This is a genomic window from Thermaerobacter litoralis (genome assembly GCF_054654595.1).
Genome location: NZ_BAAIES010000009.1, coordinates 17,118 through 33,085, shown reverse-complemented (window position 1 = coordinate 33,085; position 15,968 = coordinate 17,118). Strand labels below are relative to the sequence as shown.

At 74.1% G+C, this 15,968-nt stretch carries 11 protein-coding genes; 6 read left to right on the top strand and 5 right to left on the bottom strand.

What is annotated here, in order from left to right; genetic code table 11:
• The first annotated feature begins 16 nt into the window (after positions 1–16).
• On the top strand, positions 17–2,395 hold the full coding sequence (locus tag ACYQ02_RS07350) for an ABC transporter ATP-binding protein (protein ID WP_460040326.1): 2,379 nt from the start codon (positions 17–19) through the stop codon (positions 2,393–2,395).
• A gap of 124 nt (positions 2,396–2,519) precedes the next feature.
• Positions 2,520–3,938 carry a C40 family peptidase gene (locus tag ACYQ02_RS07345; RefSeq protein WP_460039806.1) on the top strand — a complete coding sequence of 473 codons (1,419 nt, stop codon included), beginning with the start codon at positions 2,520–2,522 and terminating at the stop codon, positions 3,936–3,938.
• A gap of 4 nt (positions 3,939–3,942) precedes the next feature.
• Here the strand turns inward: ACYQ02_RS07345 and ACYQ02_RS07340 are convergent, their stop codons facing one another.
• Positions 3,943–4,494 carry a hypothetical protein gene (locus tag ACYQ02_RS07340; RefSeq protein ID WP_460039805.1) on the bottom strand — a complete coding sequence of 184 codons (552 nt, stop codon included), beginning with the start codon at positions 4,492–4,494 and terminating at the stop codon, positions 3,943–3,945.
• A gap of 262 nt (positions 4,495–4,756) precedes the next feature.
• Between ACYQ02_RS07340 and ACYQ02_RS07335 the strand changes: the two genes are divergently transcribed.
• Together ACYQ02_RS07335 and ACYQ02_RS07330 are read left to right on the top strand one after the other, a co-directional pair.
• Positions 4,757–5,569: a transcription repressor NadR gene (locus ACYQ02_RS07335; protein WP_460039804.1), complete on the top strand. Its 813-nt coding sequence runs from the start codon at positions 4,757–4,759 to the stop codon at positions 5,567–5,569.
• 83 nt (positions 5,570–5,652) lie between these two features.
• Positions 5,653–8,862 carry a M36 family metallopeptidase gene (locus tag ACYQ02_RS07330; RefSeq protein WP_460039803.1) on the top strand — a complete coding sequence of 1,070 codons (3,210 nt, stop codon included), beginning with the start codon at positions 5,653–5,655 and terminating at the stop codon, positions 8,860–8,862.
• Positions 8,863–9,295: 433 nt separating this feature from the next.
• Here ACYQ02_RS07330 and ACYQ02_RS07325 read toward each other — a convergent pair whose 3' ends face one another.
• The 4 genes from ACYQ02_RS07325 to ACYQ02_RS07310 all read right to left on the bottom strand — a co-directional run bounded on the left by ACYQ02_RS07325 (position 9,296) and on the right by ACYQ02_RS07310 (position 13,208).
• Complete coding sequence (locus ACYQ02_RS07325) at positions 9,296–10,492, bottom strand: DUF7916 family protein (protein WP_460039802.1); 1,197 nt, start codon at positions 10,490–10,492, stop codon at positions 9,296–9,298.
• A gap of 136 nt (positions 10,493–10,628) precedes the next feature.
• Positions 10,629–11,309 (bottom strand): PTS sugar transporter subunit IIA, encoded by a 681-nt coding sequence (locus tag ACYQ02_RS07320; RefSeq protein ID WP_460039801.1) that lies wholly within the window; start codon positions 11,307–11,309, stop codon positions 10,629–10,631.
• Positions 11,302–11,547 (bottom strand): PTS sugar transporter subunit IIB, encoded by a 246-nt coding sequence (locus tag ACYQ02_RS07315; protein WP_460039800.1) that lies wholly within the window; start codon positions 11,545–11,547, stop codon positions 11,302–11,304. The genes ACYQ02_RS07320 and ACYQ02_RS07315 overlap by 8 nt, the downstream gene beginning before the upstream one ends.
• A 527-nt stretch (positions 11,548–12,074) precedes the next feature.
• On the bottom strand, positions 12,075–13,208 hold the full coding sequence (locus ACYQ02_RS07310) for a PTS transporter subunit EIIC (protein WP_460039799.1): 1,134 nt from the start codon (positions 13,206–13,208) through the stop codon (positions 12,075–12,077).
• Positions 13,209–13,692: 484 nt separating this feature from the next.
• Here ACYQ02_RS07310 and ACYQ02_RS07305 point away from each other — a divergent pair, with 484 nt between their 5' ends.
• Positions 13,693–15,267: a hypothetical protein gene (locus tag ACYQ02_RS07305; protein ID WP_460039798.1), complete on the top strand. Its 1,575-nt coding sequence runs from the start codon at positions 13,693–13,695 to the stop codon at positions 15,265–15,267.
• A gap of 137 nt (positions 15,268–15,404) precedes the next feature.
• The gene (locus ACYQ02_RS07300) at positions 15,405–15,815 is read left to right on the top strand and encodes a DUF2512 family protein (protein ID WP_460039797.1); all 411 of its coding nucleotides are present in this window, start codon (positions 15,405–15,407) and stop codon (positions 15,813–15,815) included.
• Positions 15,816–15,968: the final 153 nt, after the last annotated feature.

Below are 15,968 nucleotides of genomic sequence, written 5' to 3'. Positions count from 1 at the left end.
CAATGCGGTGCGCGGAATGGGCGAGGCGACTGACGGCACCCGGGCCGCGGTGGGGGTCGAACCGGCCCCGGCCGGCGGGTCCGGCCCTGCCGGTCGGGCCACGGCCGGGGCCGACCCGGTGCTGGCCATCGAGGACCTGAAGGTCACCTTTTTCACCGATGAGGGCGAGGTGCCCGCGGTCCGGGGGGTCACCCTCTCGGTGGGCGCGGGCGAAGTGGTCGCCCTGGTGGGGGAGTCGGGCTCTGGGAAGTCCGTCACCGCCCGGGCGGTGACGGGGCTCGTGCCGCCGCCGGGCCGGGTCGTGGGGGGCCGGATCCGGCTGGCGGGCCGGGAGCTGACCGGCCTCACCCCCGCCCAGTGGCGGACCATCCGCGGGCGGGAGGTGGGCCTGGTCTTCCAGGACCCCATGACCTCCCTCGATCCCCTGTTCACCGTGGGGGATCAGCTGGTGGAGGCGATCACCGCCCACCGGCGCATGAGCCGGGCCCAGGCCCTGTCCCGGGCGACAGAGCTCTTGGCGCTGGCCGGGCTGCCGCGGCCGGCGGACCGGTTGCGCCAGTACCCCCATGAGCTTTCGGGGGGCATGCGCCAGCGGGTGCTGATCGCCATGGCCCTGGCCACCCCGCCCCGCCTGATCATCGCCGACGAGCCGACCACGGCCCTGGACGTGACGATCCAGGCCCAGATCCTCGCCCTGCTGGACGACCTCCGCCGCCGCACGGGCGCGTCCCTGCTGCTCATCACCCACAACCTGGGCGTCGTCGCCGAGCTGGCGGACCGGGTGTACGTGATGTACGGCGGGCGCATCGCCGAGGCCGCGCCGGTGGACCGGCTCTTCCAGGACCCGGCCCACCCCTACACCCGGGCCCTTCTGGCCGCCGTGCCCGACCCCATGGCCGCCGAGGCCCGGCCGCCCGATCCCATCCCGGGCGACCCGCCGGACCCCCGGCGCCTGCCGGCCGGGTGCCCCTTCGCCACCCGGTGCCCGCTGGCGGAAGCCCGGTGCTTTGAGGAGGTTCCGCCCTTGCGGCAGCTGGCGCCCGGCCACGTGGCGGCCTGCTGGCTCGTGGAGGGCGCCGAAGCCGGAGGGGAAAGCCTGGCGCCGTCGCCCTCCGGCCCGCACCCGGCCGCCGGCCTGGCCGGGCCCCAAGGGCCGGCGGCGGTGGCGGAAGGCGTGCCCGCCCCGGCCGGTGCCGCCCACCCGCAGCCCAAGATCCGGGTGACCTTCGGCAGCGGCAGCGGGTGGGAACGGGATGCAGGCCTGGAAAACCAACAGGGCCCGGACGCGACCCGCGGCGGCCGCAAAGGAGCCCGCCCCGACCGGGGCACGGACCGGGCCCTCTGGGGCGGTGCGCCGCAGGCCCGGGGCCCTGACGGGCCGTCGCGGCCGGCCGCCGCATCCCGGGATCCGGCCCGGTCCCCGGCGTCGCCCGAACCCCTGCTGCGCCTGGAGGATGTGGCCACCACCTTCCCCGTCCGCCGCGGCTGGCGCCACATTCGGTGGCTGCGGGCCGTCGACGGCGTGTCCCTGGAGGTCCGCCCCGGCGAGACCCTGGGCCTGGTGGGCGAGAGCGGCTGTGGCAAGACGACCCTGGGCCGGACCATCGCCCGCCTCTATCGCCCCAGCCGGGGCCGCATCCTCTTCCGCGGCCGGGACCTGGCCACCCTGGACGAACCGGCCCTGCGGCCGCTGCGGCGGCACCTGCAAGTGGTGTTCCAGGACCCCTACGCGTCCCTGGACCCGCGCATGCGGGTGGAGGATCTGATCGCCGAACCCCTGCACCTGATCCCGGGGCTGAGCCGCAAGGAGCAGCGGGAGCGGGTGCGCGCCATGCTGGCGCGGGTCGGCCTGCGGCCCGACCACGCCCTGCGCTATCCCCACGAGTTCTCGGGCGGCCAGCGCCAGCGCATCGGCATCGCCCGGGCCCTGGTCGTCGAGCCGGACCTGGTCATCGCCGATGAGCCCCTGTCGGCCCTGGACGTGTCGGTGCAGGCCCAGATCCTCCACCTGCTGGGCTCCCTGCAGGACGAACTCGGCCTCTCCTACCTGCTGATCACCCACGACCTGGCCGTGGTCCGCCACGTCTGCCAGCGGGTCGTGGTGATGTACCTGGGCCGGGTCGTGGAGGAGGCACCGGTGGAGGAACTTTACCGCCGGCCCCTGCATCCCTATACCCAGGCCCTTTTGGCCGCCATCCCGGTGCCCGACCCGGCCCGGGCCCGGCGGCGGGAGCGGGTGCTGATCCAGGGTGAGCCGCCCGACCCGGTCAATCCCCCGTCGGGCTGTCCCTTCCGGACCCGCTGTCCGCTGGCCCAGGCCCGCTGCGCCGAAGAGGTGCCGGTGCTGCGGGAACTGGCGCCGGGTCACCGGGTCGCCTGCCATCTGGCCGGATGAACAGGCCGGGCCGCGGGGCCGGGGGGCCGGTGGGAGGAAAAGCCGGCCCTCCCGCTTCAGCAACCGGCCGCAGAAGCCGCCCACACGCAGGCCACAGGGAGCCCAGGATCGAGGAGGGACGGCCATGGTTGTGACCGGGGCCGGCGCCGCGCCCGAGCCCGCAGGGACGGGCGCGCCTGCCGGTTCGACCCGCTGGGTGGCCGTGGCGGTGGCCACCGTCTGGCGCGACCCCGGCCGGCCGCGGGACATCGACCTGCCCGCGCTGGCCCAGCCGGCCGCCTTGCGCGAATGGCTGGCGGCGCTGGACGTGGAAGCGCGCAAAGACCTGGTCGGGCGGATCGAGACCCAGGTCTTGCTGGGACAGCCCGTTGTCGTGCTGGAGGACCACGGCCCCTGGGTGCGGGTGGCCGTGCCCGAGCAGGAGGAACCCGGTGCGCCGGCCGGGTACCCCGGCTGGATCCCGGCCTGGCAACTGACCGGCGACCCCGCCTGGGCCGCGGTGGCGCCGGGGCCCGGGACCGGACCGGCCCCCGGCGGCCGGCCCGCCGTCACGGTCGCGGCCCTGACTGCCTGGCTCTATCACCGGCCCCACCCCCAGGCCCGGTGGATGGAGGTGAGCTTCGGCACCCGGTTGCCGGTGGTGGCGGAGCCGGGCGCCGACGGCGACAGGGACGGCGCCTGGGGCGATGGCACGGGGCAGGCCGGCGACGGCTGGATCGCCGTGGCCGTGCCAAGGCCCCCCTTGGGTGCAGCCGCTGCCGGCGGCGGTTGGCAGGAGCCTCCTTCCGGCGGTGAACCCGGCCGGGCCGCGGGCACCGGGGCGGTCGCCGGCTCGGCCCCCGCGGCGGGAGCGCCGGCCCCCACGGCGGGGGTCCTGGCCCCCGGGGCGGGAGCGCCGGACCCCGCGGCGGCTGGCGCCGGCCCCAGCCGCCCGGCAGAAGACGTCGCTGGATCGGCCCGATCCGCCGGGTTCCTCCGCCCGGTCGTGGCCTGGATCCGCCGTGAGGACGTGCGGTTCGATGCCCCTCAAGGGGCCGGCCTGACCCCAAGCGGAGCGGCTCCGGTCGCCGGGACGGCCCCGGTGGCGGGGGCGGCCCCTGTGGACGGGGCGGCTCCGGCGGCGGGAACGGCGCCGGCGGCAGCGGCCCCGGTGTCCGGGCTCGCCCTGCTGGAGACGGCCCGCCGGTTCCTCGGCCTGCCCTACCTCTGGGGCGGCACCTCGGGTTTCGGGGTCGACTGCTCCGGCTTCGTGTACCTGGTCCACCGGTTCCACGGCATCCTGATTCCCCGGGACGCGGCGCCCCAGCGGGACCACGGCGGCGGCCTGCCGGTCGAGCGGGCGGACCTCCAGCCCGGCGACCTGGTGTTCTTCGCCCATGACGGCGGCAAGGGGGCCGTGCATCACGTGGGCATGTACGCCGGCGCGGGCCGGATGATCCACGCCCCCAGTTCCGGGCGGGTCGTCGAGGAGATCCCCCTGGACACGCCGCCCTACGGGGAGAAGTACGCCGGCGCCCGGCGCTACCACGGCCGCGTCCCGTGATCCCTCACCGGGTCCCGGCGCCAAGATGGATTCCCGCCCGCTGCAGCAGGCGGACCAGGAGCACCGTGAGGGTGGCGTCGATCAGGTGGTGGACCGTCGTGCCGGCGGCGGTGATCCACCCCTGCCAGGGCGTGCCGGAGACCAGCCACACGATCAGGCCCTCGCCCGCGGCGTGAACGGGCAGGGCCAGGAGCAGGGCCGCCCACAAGGGCCAGCCCCGGCGCAGGACCCAGGCGCCCAGGACGGCGAAGGGCACGTGCACGAAGGCCCGGGCGGCCACCACCGGCCCCAGGGTCAGGAAGAACCCGGCCGTGGCGCCGAGGCCGACCATGACGGCCACCGCCGGGCCCAGCGTCATGGCGAGCATGGGCGGTACGTGGGAGGCCAGGGTCGCGGTGTAATAGGGACCCAGGGTCAGCTGCAGCGTTCCCCGGAAGAAGATCGGTATCATCAGGGCGAGGGCCGTCAACAGGCCGCCCAGGACCACCTGGCGGGCGGCCTGGGCCGGGGCCGGCCGGGAACCCGGGACCGGCGCCGGGGTGGTTCCGGAGCGCATCGAGCATTCCCCCGTAGGGTGGCATCCCGCGGGCGGCGCCGGCGGGTCCCCTGGCGGTCCCGGGGCGGGCCGGCGTGCCGGGGCGAACCACAAGGCAACGGCCAGGGACGAGCCAGGGGAACGATCCAGGGCCGCCGACGGTTCCTGTATACATCGGTGTATATACACCGTGATGAGCTTAACCTGTATATACACCCGCGACCCCGGGGCCTGTCAACGGTGGTCGGCTCTAGGCTGAGGGGTGTGGGTAGGGGGACGGCTCATGCCCAAGCGGCGCCGTTGGGAAGCAAACCAGGACGGGGATGGGAGGGGACACGCCGCCACAGATCCGTCCCAGGGCGTGCCCGGCGACCCGCCGGGGGGCATCCAGGCTCCTCCCCGGGAGCCACAGCGGACTGAGCCCGGCGACGTGGCCAGGGGCACCGGCGGCGGAGGAACCCGGCTGCCCCGGCCCATGGCGCGGGACCTGGCGGGCGGCGACGCGACGAGGGACGCCGGCGGCGGAGGAACCGGCGAGGCGGCGGCCCGGCGCCGGGCGATCCTGCAACGCCTGGCCGCGAGCCCCGGCCCCGTGTCCGGCCAGCAGCTGGCGGCCGCCTTCGGCGTCACCCGGACGGTGATCGTCCACGACATCGCCCTGCTGCGCGCCCAGGGGGAGCCGATCCTGGCCACCCCGGCCGGGTACGTGCTCAACCGCCCCGCGGCCCGCCACACCTGGCAGGTGGCGGTGCTCCACGGCCCGGAGCTGGAGACGATCCGCCGGGAGCTGTACGCCATCGTCGACCAGGGGGTGACGGTGCGGGACGTCATCGTCGAGCATCCCGTCTACGGGGAGCTGCGGGGCCTTTTGGACCTGCGCTCCCGGCACGACGTGGACCGGTTCTGCCGGCAAATGGAAGCCACTCGCGCCGAGCCCCTCTTGACCCTGACCGGCGGCCCCCACCTGCACACCCTGGAGGCCGACGACCCCACGGCCCGCGAGCGGGTGGCCGCCGCCCTGCGCGACCTGGGCTTCCTCCTGGAAGATGCGCCAGGTCCCCTGTGCACAAAGCTTATCCCGCCGCCGAATCCCTAAGTGAATCCCCAGGGGATGTAAAGAATCGGCACCCGCCGGGGCCGTGTCCCGGGCCGGCCCGGGCGGGGGAGGAGGGTGCGTCCATGCCCAAGCGGCGTCGGCTGGCCGCCACGGCCAGCCTGGTGGCGGCCGCTCTCATCGCCCTCTCGTTCCTCACGGCACCCGCCCAGGCCTTCCAGGGCCTCGACGCCCGGGCCCAGGGGGACGAACCGGCCGCCGCTCTGGCTCCGGCCCTCGACATCCGGGCCGATCTGGAGGCGCTGGACCTGCCGGCCCTGACCCGGGAGGCGGCGGAGGCGCTGGCCACCGAGGTGGGCAGCGGCCTGCGCATTCGCTGGAACGCCTTCTACAAGACACCGTCGATGATCACCCGCAGTCAGGGCTACCTGACGGGGCCGGCCGAGGGCCCGGCGGTCGACATCGCCCGGCGGTGGCTGCGGGAGCACAAGGACCTCTTCGGCTGGACCGACCAGGTGGTCGACGGGCTCAAGGTGGTCCGGGACTACGCCCTGCCTGGCACGGGCCTACACCCGGTCACCTTCCAGCAGACCTTCGGCGGGATCGAGACGGCCGCCGGCGGCCGCATCATCGTGGCCGTCAACCGGGAAGGCCGCATCCTGTCGGTGGCGGCCAGCGCCCAGCCGGCGGCACCGGTCAAGGGCGGGTTCGACCTTAGCGTGACCGAGGCCCTGGGGAAGGTCGTGGGCGCCCTGGCGCCGGCCGTGGACTACCTGCCCAAGGTCACCGGCACCCGTGCCGGCTGGACCGTCCTCGCCCAGGGGCCCTTCGCCACCGAGCAGTACGCCCGCAAGGCCCTCTTCCCCATGGGCCGGGAACTGCGGCCCGTATGGCGGGTCCTGTTCATCCCCAAGCTTACGGAAGGCTATGAGGTGCTGGTCGACGCCACCAGCGGCGAGATCCTCTACCGCCGGGCGCTGGTCAACTTCAGCGGGCCCGAGGGCCTGGTCTTCGAGAACTACCCCGGCGCCCCGGCGGGCGGTCAACAGGTGGTCAAGTCCTTCGCCGGCGACCCCGCAGCCTCGCCCAAGGGATGGGTGGGGGTCCTGCCGGGCGTCAACGGCCCGACGACCTTCGGCAACAACGCGGATACCTATGCCAACTGGAGCAACTTCCTGGTCCCGGAGGCGCCCGGGCTGGTTCGTCCGGTGAACCTGCTGTCCCACTTCAACTACGCCTTCACCGACCAGTGGGGTCGCACCCAGTGCCAGGCGACGCCGCCCTCCTACGCGGAAGACGTGGAGGCGGCGGTGACGAACCTCTTCTACCACCACAACCTGTTCCATGATCACCTCTACAAGCTGGGGTGGACCGAGCCCGCCGGCAACCTGCAGCTGGACAACTTCGGCAAGGGCGGCCAGGGCGGCGACCCCATCCTGGGGCTGGCCCAGGCGGGCGCCCTGACGGGCGGCGCGCCCCTCTACACCGGCCGGGACAACGCCTACATGTTGACCCTGCCCGACGGGCTGCCCTCCTGGAGCGGCATGTTCCTCTGGGAACCGATCCCCGGCTCCTTTGAGGGCAAGTGCGCCGACGGCGACTTCGACGCGGGCGTGATCTACCACGAGTACAGCCATGCCCTGTCGAACCGGCTGGTGGCGGGCGGCGAGGCCCTGAACAGCCACCAGGCGGGGTCCATGGGGGAGGCCTGGGGCGACTGGTACGGCATGTCCTACCTGATCGCCCGGGGCCTGCAGGACCGGCCCATCGTCGGCCGCTACGTGACGGGCAACGCCAAGACGGGGATCCGCAACTACGCCCTGGACCAGAGCCCCCTGGGCTTCGGCGACATCGGCTATGACATCACGGGCCCGGAGGTCCACGCCGACGGGGAGATCTGGGCGGCCATCCTCTGGGATGTGTGGAAGGCCCTGGTGGCCAAGTATGGGAAGGTCAAGGGGGCCCAGATCGCCGAGCAGCTGGTGACCGACGCCATGCCGATCTCGGCGCCCGATCCCAGCATGATCGACATGCGGGACGCCATCCTGACGGCCGATGTGGATCGCTACCACGGCGACCACTTCGACCTGCTGTGGACGGCCTTCGCCCGGCGGGGCCTGGGCGCGGGCGCCGTCAGCAACACCGGCGACGACACCGACCCGCACCCGGCCTTCGACCACCTGGCCCGGGCCCGCAACGGCCGGCTGGTGGGGACCGTGGTCAACGCCACCACGGGCAAGCCCATCGCTGGGGCGCGGGTGATCGTCGGCGAGTACGAGGCCCGGGTGAGCCCGGCGGCGGTCACGGGGGCCAAGGGCGGCTTCGCCCTGGACATGGTCGACGGCACCTACACGGTGACCATCCAGGCCCGGGGCTTCGGCGCCCGCACCTTCCGGGGCATCAAGGTGACGGCCGGCCGGACCACCTCCCTGCAGTTCAGCCTGCAGCCCAATTACGCCTCCATCGCCAACGGCGCGAAGGTGGTGCAGGTGAGCCGGCTGGGTGAGGATGCCACCCTGCCCGCCAAAAACGCCCTGGACGACACCGAGGCCACCGTCTGGGCGACGGCCGTCAACGACCAGGGGTTCGACGGCGAGTGGATCGTGGTCGACCTGGCGGGCGACCGGCCGGTGCCCATCACGGCCGTCCAGGTCAGCGCCTTCAAGGACATCGCCAAGGCGCGCTTCGCGGCCCTGAAGGACTTCACCCTCCAGGTCTCCACTGACGGGGTGGTGTGGAAGACGATCCTGCAGGGCAGCTTCCCGACGGAGAAGCCGCGGCCCGTGGCGCCGGCCCTGCACTACAAGCTGTGGACCCTGAGCACGCCGGTGCAGGCCGCTTACATCCGGTTCTTCGCCGACAGCGCCCAGGACAACAGCCTGGGTTATGCCCAGGTGGCGGAGATCCAGGTCTTCGGCGGCGACCGGACCACGGCGGTGGAACCGGCTCCCCTGCCGAAGGAGGATCCCATCATCGAAGAGGGGACGGTCCAGGTGGGCAACCCCACCTCGGACACCGCGGGCGGCGTCACCCAGAACGAGTTCGTCGCCACCTGCAACCCCAACCCGTCCACCGAGGGCCTGGACGGCTGGGTAATGGAACTGCCGGAGTCCTTCGGCGACGGAACCCACCGCATCACCGCGGCGGGACCGGGCACCGGGACCTATGACTTCGACCTCTACTTCTACGCCGCCAACTGCCAGATGCTCGGCAGCAAGGCCTCGGCGGCCGCCGACGAGTCGGCGGTGATCCCGGGTGGAACCCGCTACGTGGTGGCGGACCTGTGGCTGGGGGCCAACGTCCCGCTGCGGCTGATCGCCGAACCGTCCCAGTAGGATGACGAGCCGTCCCGGCCCGCGGCGCAGGCCCGGCGGGGCCCCGGTTGACGGGCCGGGAGGAACCGGTCCCCTCGGGGGATGGACGGACCGGAAGGGCGGTCCGGAAGGACGCTCCGGGTTCCGGAAGGACGGCGAAAAGCCCGGTGGAAACAGGACGGCCCGGTTGAGAAGGACGGTGGCGGGCGGGGTGCCTTGGCGCACCCCGCCCGTCTGTTCCGCTGCACTTTGGCGCGGCCCTTTCCGCTTTTCCGCGGCTCGATTCATCGATTTCCTCTGCTCGATTCCCCGATTCCGCTGCGCCTTTCCGCTGCTCCGCTATTCCGCTGCACCTTTCCGCTGCGGGCTGGCCCGGCGGGCTGGCCCGACTTCGGCCCGCCACGCCCCTTTGGCCCCCGGAAGGTTCGCCTGCCGAACGGAGTGCTGGCCCGACTTACGCCCGCCATGCCGACAGGGCCATGCGGCGGTAGGTGTGCCGCCGGCCGCGGATGGCCAGGCCGTAGGCCAGCAGGTTCTCGGGCACGGCGACACCGGGGTAGCCGGCGTCGCCCAGGTGGTGCAGGTCGAACCCGCAGGCCTTGGCCATCAGGGCGATCTGCCGGATGGTCTCCTGGTCGGCCCCTTCCTGGGAGGTGCCCACCGTGCTCATGGCCAGGGCGCCGGCGGCGTGGACGGCCTCGACCCAGCGCCGGGCCTGTTCCACCGTCACCCCCGGTACGGTGGCCGGCGCCGGCAGGGCCACCACGTCGACACCCGCCGCCACCAGCTCCCCCAGGGCTGCCTCGTCCAGGAAGGGCTCTTGGCCGTACCAGGCGCCGGCGCCGTGCATGCGCCCCGCGGCCAGCAGCAGCCGGTCGCGGTCCAGCACCCGGCGGATGGCCCGGGCCGCCTCCAGGATGCCCCAGACCGTGACGCCGGTGTGGGGATTGCCGGTGAGGAGGATCCACCGGGCGCCCTGTTCCACCGCCTGCAAGGCGTTCTCCGGCGTGGCCCGCCGCCCCGGAGGCACCCGCTCGCTGGGCTCCAGGTTGATCCCGACGACCCGGCCCGCCAGGCGGGCCAGGGCGGCCAGCGGCGCGGCGCCGTTCTCGTCCCAGCCCGGAAGTCCCGTGATCCGCGGCCGGGTGACATCGTAGACGTTGACCAGCAGCAGGTCGGCGCCGAAGGCGGCGGCCAGCTCGCCGTTGGTCACCCCGTCCACCAGGGGCGGGGCCTCGGCCACCATCTCGGCGACCAGGACCCGGCCTTCGCTGGCTGCGATGGCCTGCCGCAAGGCCATCCCCCGCAGCTCGACAAGCCGGGCGGGCGGCAGTTCCAGCAGGCGGGGAGCCTCGCCGGTTCCACCGCCTCCGCCGGCTCGGGCGGCCGCCTCGCCGCCGGGCGTCGCGGTGGCCGGTGCGGTGGCCAGCGCGGTCGCCGGTGCCGTCGCCGCTGCGGATCCCGGGGCGGGTGAGGGAGCGGGGCCGGGCGAGGCTGCCCCAGCGGCGCTCGAGGAAGCGGCTCGGGTGGGTCCGGCGGTGGCGGCCGACACGGTTGCGGGGGTGGGGGCCGCCTCCGCGGCGGAGGCCGGCACCGGGCCGGTGAAGGCCGGCCCGGTGGGATCTGGCTGCGATCGGTTGGCACCGTCCATGGCCGGCAGCCCCTCCTCACGGAATCGTTTCTTAATTAAGGGATGAGGGCACTTTCCACGAAGGGCGCTTTCCAGGGGCCCGTTCGGACCGGGGCTCTCCCGGATCCAGAGCGTCTTCCGGCCCGGTATCGCCTGCTTAACCCTGGCCTGCCGTGTCGGAAGGGCCGGCGGGTTGGCCAGGGGCGCCGCCGGGTGCGGCCACCCGGAACAGCACGTCCCGGCCGGCCATCACCGTGTCCCGGGCCACCGCCTCGATGCGGCCGCCCCGCTCGTCCAGGTTGGTCACCAGGATGGGGGAGACCGGCGAGCGGGCGGCGGCCTCGAGCCGCCTCAGGTCGATCCGGATCAGGAGCTGGCCGGCCTCGACCCAATCCCCCACCTGGACCAGGGGTTCGAAGGCCCCCTCGGCGTGGGCGGAGTCGATCCCCAGGTGGATCAAGATCTCGATCCCATCGGGCGTGCGGAGGCCCACCGCATGGCCGGTGGGGAAGAGGGCCGTCACGGTGCCGGGGAGGGGGGCCAGCACCTCGCCCGCCTCAGGCCGCACGGCGACGCCGTCCCCCACCATGCGCTCGGCGAAGACGGGATCCGGCACCTGGTCCAGGGGGACGACCCGGCCCGTCAGGGGGGAGGGCACCGCAACACCGCCCTCCACCCCGCCGGGCTCGGGCTGGCGGCCGTTGCCGCCGGCGGGCGCGGCCGCCCCACCGCCGGCCCTGACCGTCCCGTTCGCACCGGGCCCGGCCGGCCCGTGGCCGGTTCCTCCGCCCATGGCCGCCGGACCGGGTCCCTCACCCCTGCCGGCTCGCTCAGCCACGTCCCAGCAGCTCCTTGATCTCGGCTTCCAGGTGCTCCGCGCTGGTGCCGAAGACCACCTGCACGGCGCCCCCGCCCAGCCGGACCACGCCCATGGCCCCCTGGCGCCGCAGGGCCGCCTCGTCGACCTTCTTCGGGTCCGCCAGCACCAGGCGCAGGCGGGTGATGCAGCTGTCAAGCTCTCGGATGTTGTCCGGCCCACCCAGGGCCTCCACCACAGCCTTGGCCTTATCGGACATGGGTCTCTGCCTCCCAACCCAAGGATCCCGCGGACCATCCCGCCGCGGATCGCCGTCCGCCCGCGGGCGGGGCCGGTAGGGGGGCGGCTCGCCAGCGGGGGCGGCGGGAGGGCCACCCGCGGCGCGGGGACGGCAGGAGGGCGGCCCACCGGCACGGGCAGCGGGCGGCCCGCCGGCGCGGGCAGCGGGGGGCTCGCCAGCGGGGGCAGCGGGAGCCGCCGGTTTCAACGTACCATACCCGCCCGTGGCCTACCGGACCGGCGGACACCGGTCCGAATGGCCCCCGCGCCCCGGTTCCTGCCATACCGCCCGTTCCCCCGCCGCCCCGCCGGTTCCTACCGTACCGCTCTTCCCGCCGCGCTGCCGGTTCCTCCCGTTCGCCCGGTCCCCTTGCAGCGCTGCCGGTTCCTCCCGGGCCGCCCGTTCCCCCGACGTCGCCGGGTCCTCCCCCCGGTCGGGCCGTCACCCGTTGGGCGGCGATGGCGGTGGCGGGCTGGTTCCTCCGGCCCCGGCGTCCGGGGCCGGCCTCACCCTTCGGGGTTCGCCCGCGCCTCCGCCGGTTCACGGCCGGGGGTCGGCAGGTCGAGCCGCCGGATCAGGAACCGGAACAGCCCATAGTACACCACCAGGAACACCAGCCCGATGGGGATCAGCAGGGCGGGTTTGGTCGCGATGCCCCAGTTCAGCACGTAGTCGATCAGGCCGGCCGAGAAGGTGAACCCGTGGCGGATCCCCAGCTCGTAGACCAGGGCCATGGAGATCCCCGCCAGCAGGGCGTGGGCCACGTAGAGCACCGGTGTCAGGAACATGAAGGCGAACTCCAGGGGCTCGGTGATTCCCGTGACGAAGGAGGTCAGCGCGGCCGAGAGCAGGATGCCCCGGGCCGCCGCCCGGTTCTCCGGCTTCGCCTCGTGGATCATGGCCAGGGCGACGCCGATGAGGCCGAACATCATGATGGGATACCAGCCGGCCATGAAGATGCCGGCCGTCGGGTCGCCGGCGAAGAACCGGTGCAGGTCGCCGTGGACCACCTCACCGGTCTGGGGGTTGGTGAAGTCGCCAAAGATGAACCACACCAGGCTGTTGAGGATGTGGTGCAGGCCGAAGGGAAGCAAGAGCCGGTTCAGCACCCCGAAGACGAACACGCCCACGGCCCCCGCGCCCACGATCCAGTTGCCCAGGGCGTCGATCAGCTGCTGGACGGGACCCCACACGAAACCGAACACCACGCCCAGGACCAGCGCCCAGAAGGCGGTCACCAGCGGGACGAACCGGCGGCCGCCGAAGAAGCCCAGCCACTCGGGCAGGCGGATGTTGTGGTAGCGGTTGTACAGGGCCGCCGCCAGGGCGCCCATGAGGATGCCCGCCAGCACGCCCATATTGAGGTCCTCGTTGATGGTGGTGAGGGTCTTCTGAAAGACCACGTACCCGACCAGGGCGGCCAGCCCGGCCACGCCCGCCTGGTTCGCCAGGCCGATGCCGACGCCGATGGCGAACAGCAGCGGGAGGTTGGAGAAGATGGCGTCCCCCGCCTGGGCCATCACCGGGATGTCCAGCAGGTCCGGCTGGCCGAGGCGGAGCAGGATGCCCGCCGCCGGCAGCACCGCCACCGGAGCCATCAGGGCCCGGCCGACCCGCTGCAATCCCCCCATGAGATTCATCGCCGACACCCCTCCTCTGAATATGTCCACCTTTCCAGCAAAAAACCGGAGGATGCGCAGCCTTCCGGCGCCTGCCGGCCGCGCACGCCTCCGGTTCATGCCGGGTCGAACCCGTGACACACCGGTTCGGTTGGTGGAGCGAGCACGCCCCGGACCGGGACAGATTGCCATCCCGAACCGGCGAACGTCTATGGGGTCAAGACCCGATGGGCGCGGGGAAGAGGGAGGCCGGCCAGCCCAGGGTGGGTTTGCCGGCGACACCGTCGAGATTTGTCGGACGAATCCCGTTGATTTCGCCGATTTTCGGTAGCATTCGTGCCAGGAACTGGACAGGCCCGGTCGAACTTGGCCCAGTACACGCTGCCGGGGCCGGCCCGCCAGGGGCCGGAGGCCGGAGCCAATCCCGTAGGCATCCGCTGGCACCTGACCATCCGCTGGCATCCGGGGGAATCCGTTGGGGGGAGTCGGAATGGGGATTCGAGGGATGCCAAAGGGGGCGGGCACGGGGGCGGGCACGCCGGCCAGCCCCAAGACCCCGAAGATTCCGACGCGATGGACAAGCCGTGCCCGAACGGGGCCCGCCTGGCGGGACCGGGCCCAGGAACCGGCCGCAAAAACAGGCGCCGCCTGGCGATGGCGGCAGGCCTTCGCCGTCTTCGTCACCGCGTCGGGCACGGTCGCCGTGGTGGAACTGGCCCGCCGGGCCGGGGCGCCGCCGTGGCTGCTGGTGCTGGCGGGAGCCGGCACCGTGGCCGGCGGGATGCGCTGGCTCGACCGGCAATGGGGCCGGTGGCGGAGCCGGGAGGAGCACCGGCACTGGCTGGTGGAGACGGTGCTGGACGAATTCCGCTCCCGGGCCACGGCGGTCACCCTGGCGGCCGGGATGCTGCGCCGGCACCCGGACGGGCGGCCGGACCCCCTGGCGCCCGAGCCGCCGGCGGGCCTGCCCCCGGGCGCCGGCCCGACCGGCTCCGGCGCCTCCGCCGGCGGGGATGGCTTGGCCACCCGTCCCGGCCGGGTGATCCCACTGCCCCTGGCCGAGGCCGGCGGCCGCGAGGCCCAGGTGCTGGTTCACCTGGAGGCCGAGGCGGAGCTGTTACGGGTCAGCGCCCTGCAACTGGCCTGCTGGCTACGGCTGCAGACCCGCCGGGTGCGGCCGGAACGGGAGCGGGTCGACCTGGCCGTCATTGCCGAACGGGCCGCTCGCCGCCTGGCACCGGTGGCCCTGTCCCGCCGCGTGCAGCTGGCCGTGGCGGGCCGGCCCGGACCGGCCGCGGTCGTCCACGGCGACCGGGCCCTGTTGGAGCTGCTGTGCACCAGCCTCGCCGCCGCGGCCCTGGACCGGAGCCTCCCCGGCAGCCGCCTGATCCTGGCGGTCGACGGCGACGGCGCCGCCGTCCGCGTGCGGGTCGAGGCGCCCGTGCCCGCAGCATCGCCCCAGGGGACCGCCGCCCCCCGGCCCGCCGTCTGGAACCCGGCGACCAATGCCGCCGGGGTGGACCGCCCGGTGATCGGTCCCGCGGCGCCGAGCGCCGGCCCTGGTTCCAACGGCTGGCCCGGCCGGACCGGACGAACCGGCACCACCGCCGGAACGCCCGTCGGCAACCGCTGGCGGCGCGGCGCGTCATCCCCCCTGGCCCTGGAGCTGGTGCAGGCCATCACCGCCCTGCACGGCGGCCGCTGGCGCCTGGAGGGAGGCGTTCAGGCCGGGGACCGGGGAGGGATTGCCACCGGCGGTGGCTGGCCCTGGGTGGTGGAGCTTCCGGCGGCCAACGGCCCCTTCGGGATCTTGCGGCCCTTCATCGCGCGCCCCCTTGCCCCACGCCGCCCGGCGCTGCCCGCATCGCCCGTTCGACCGCTTCGGACCCCTAGCGGCCCCAGGGCGGCGGGAGTGCAAGGAGCTCACGGTTCTCAGGATGCTCACGGTTCTGACGGGGCTCACGGATCTCACGGCGCTCGAAGTGGCCGGGCGTCATCCCCTGGCCGGCCGTCATCTCCGGTGATCCCGATGGAACGAAACCGCGGGAACCCCCATCTCCTCGGGCCTTCCAAGCCCTGACGGGCCGTCCACCGGCCATCCCTGGGGTTCGAGAGGCCCTCGGCCGCCACCCGGCAAGCCACCGCAGCGGCCCATCCCGGCGGCCCAACCCTGCGCAAGGAGCCCGGCCGCCGGAGGCAGACTGGAGCCGGGCGGGGGTGCAGGCGGGAACGCCCCGGCGCGGCCCCCGCCTGGTGAGGGACATGGCGCACCTGGCGGCCCTGGGGGTCAAGTTCATCGCCACCGCCAGCGTCCTGCTGTGGATCCTGGCCGCCGCGGGCAGCCCGGCGGGGCCCGGCGGCGCCCTCTTGCTGGCCGGCGCCGTCACCCTGGTGGGGTATGCCGTGGGCGACCGGATCGTCCTGCCCACCGGCGGCCCCGCCGTGGCCATGCTGGTCGACGTGCTGCTGGCGGCCTTCGTCCTGGCCGTCGCCACCTTCCTGTGGCCCTCACTGGCCCTGCGCCCGGGCCTGATTGGGTTGGCCGCCCTGGCCCTTGGCATCGCCGAGTTCTTCTTCCACCGGTATCTGAAGGCGCAGGGGCTGGCCGGCGGCCTGCCGCCCGACTGATTTCCTGCGGATTTCTCGCGGACGGCTGGCAGCGGGCGGAAAGCGGGGTGGCGGCGGGGCTGCGGACCGGGGACCGGGGCCGGCCGGCCGCCACGGCAGTGCTGCCGAAGGCCGCGAGGCCCGACCCCTCCCCGCCGGCCGTGCACTGGCTCC

What these genes read in the sequence shown, in the direction of transcription:
- ACYQ02_RS07350 (WP_460040326.1), top strand. Translation starts at nt 17, where the DNA reads ATGGGCGAGGCGACTGACGGCACCCGGGCCGCGGTGGGGGTCGAACCG.
- ACYQ02_RS07345 (WP_460039806.1), top strand. Translation starts at nt 2,520, where the DNA reads ATGGTTGTGACCGGGGCCGGCGCCGCGCCCGAGCCCGCAGGGACGGGC.
- ACYQ02_RS07340 (WP_460039805.1), bottom strand. Translation starts at nt 4,494, where the DNA reads ATGCGCTCCGGAACCACCCCGGCGCCGGTCCCGGGTTCCCGGCCGGCC.
- ACYQ02_RS07335 (WP_460039804.1), top strand. Translation starts at nt 4,757, where the DNA reads ATGCCCAAGCGGCGCCGTTGGGAAGCAAACCAGGACGGGGATGGGAGG.
- ACYQ02_RS07330 (WP_460039803.1), top strand. Translation starts at nt 5,653, where the DNA reads ATGCCCAAGCGGCGTCGGCTGGCCGCCACGGCCAGCCTGGTGGCGGCC.
- ACYQ02_RS07325 (WP_460039802.1), bottom strand. Translation starts at nt 10,492, where the DNA reads ATGGACGGTGCCAACCGATCGCAGCCAGATCCCACCGGGCCGGCCTTC.
- ACYQ02_RS07315 (WP_460039800.1), bottom strand. Translation starts at nt 11,547, where the DNA reads ATGTCCGATAAGGCCAAGGCTGTGGTGGAGGCCCTGGGTGGGCCGGAC.
- ACYQ02_RS07310 (WP_460039799.1), bottom strand. Translation starts at nt 13,208, where the DNA reads ATGAATCTCATGGGGGGATTGCAGCGGGTCGGCCGGGCCCTGATGGCT.
- ACYQ02_RS07305 (WP_460039798.1), top strand. Translation starts at nt 13,693, where the DNA reads ATGCCAAAGGGGGCGGGCACGGGGGCGGGCACGCCGGCCAGCCCCAAG.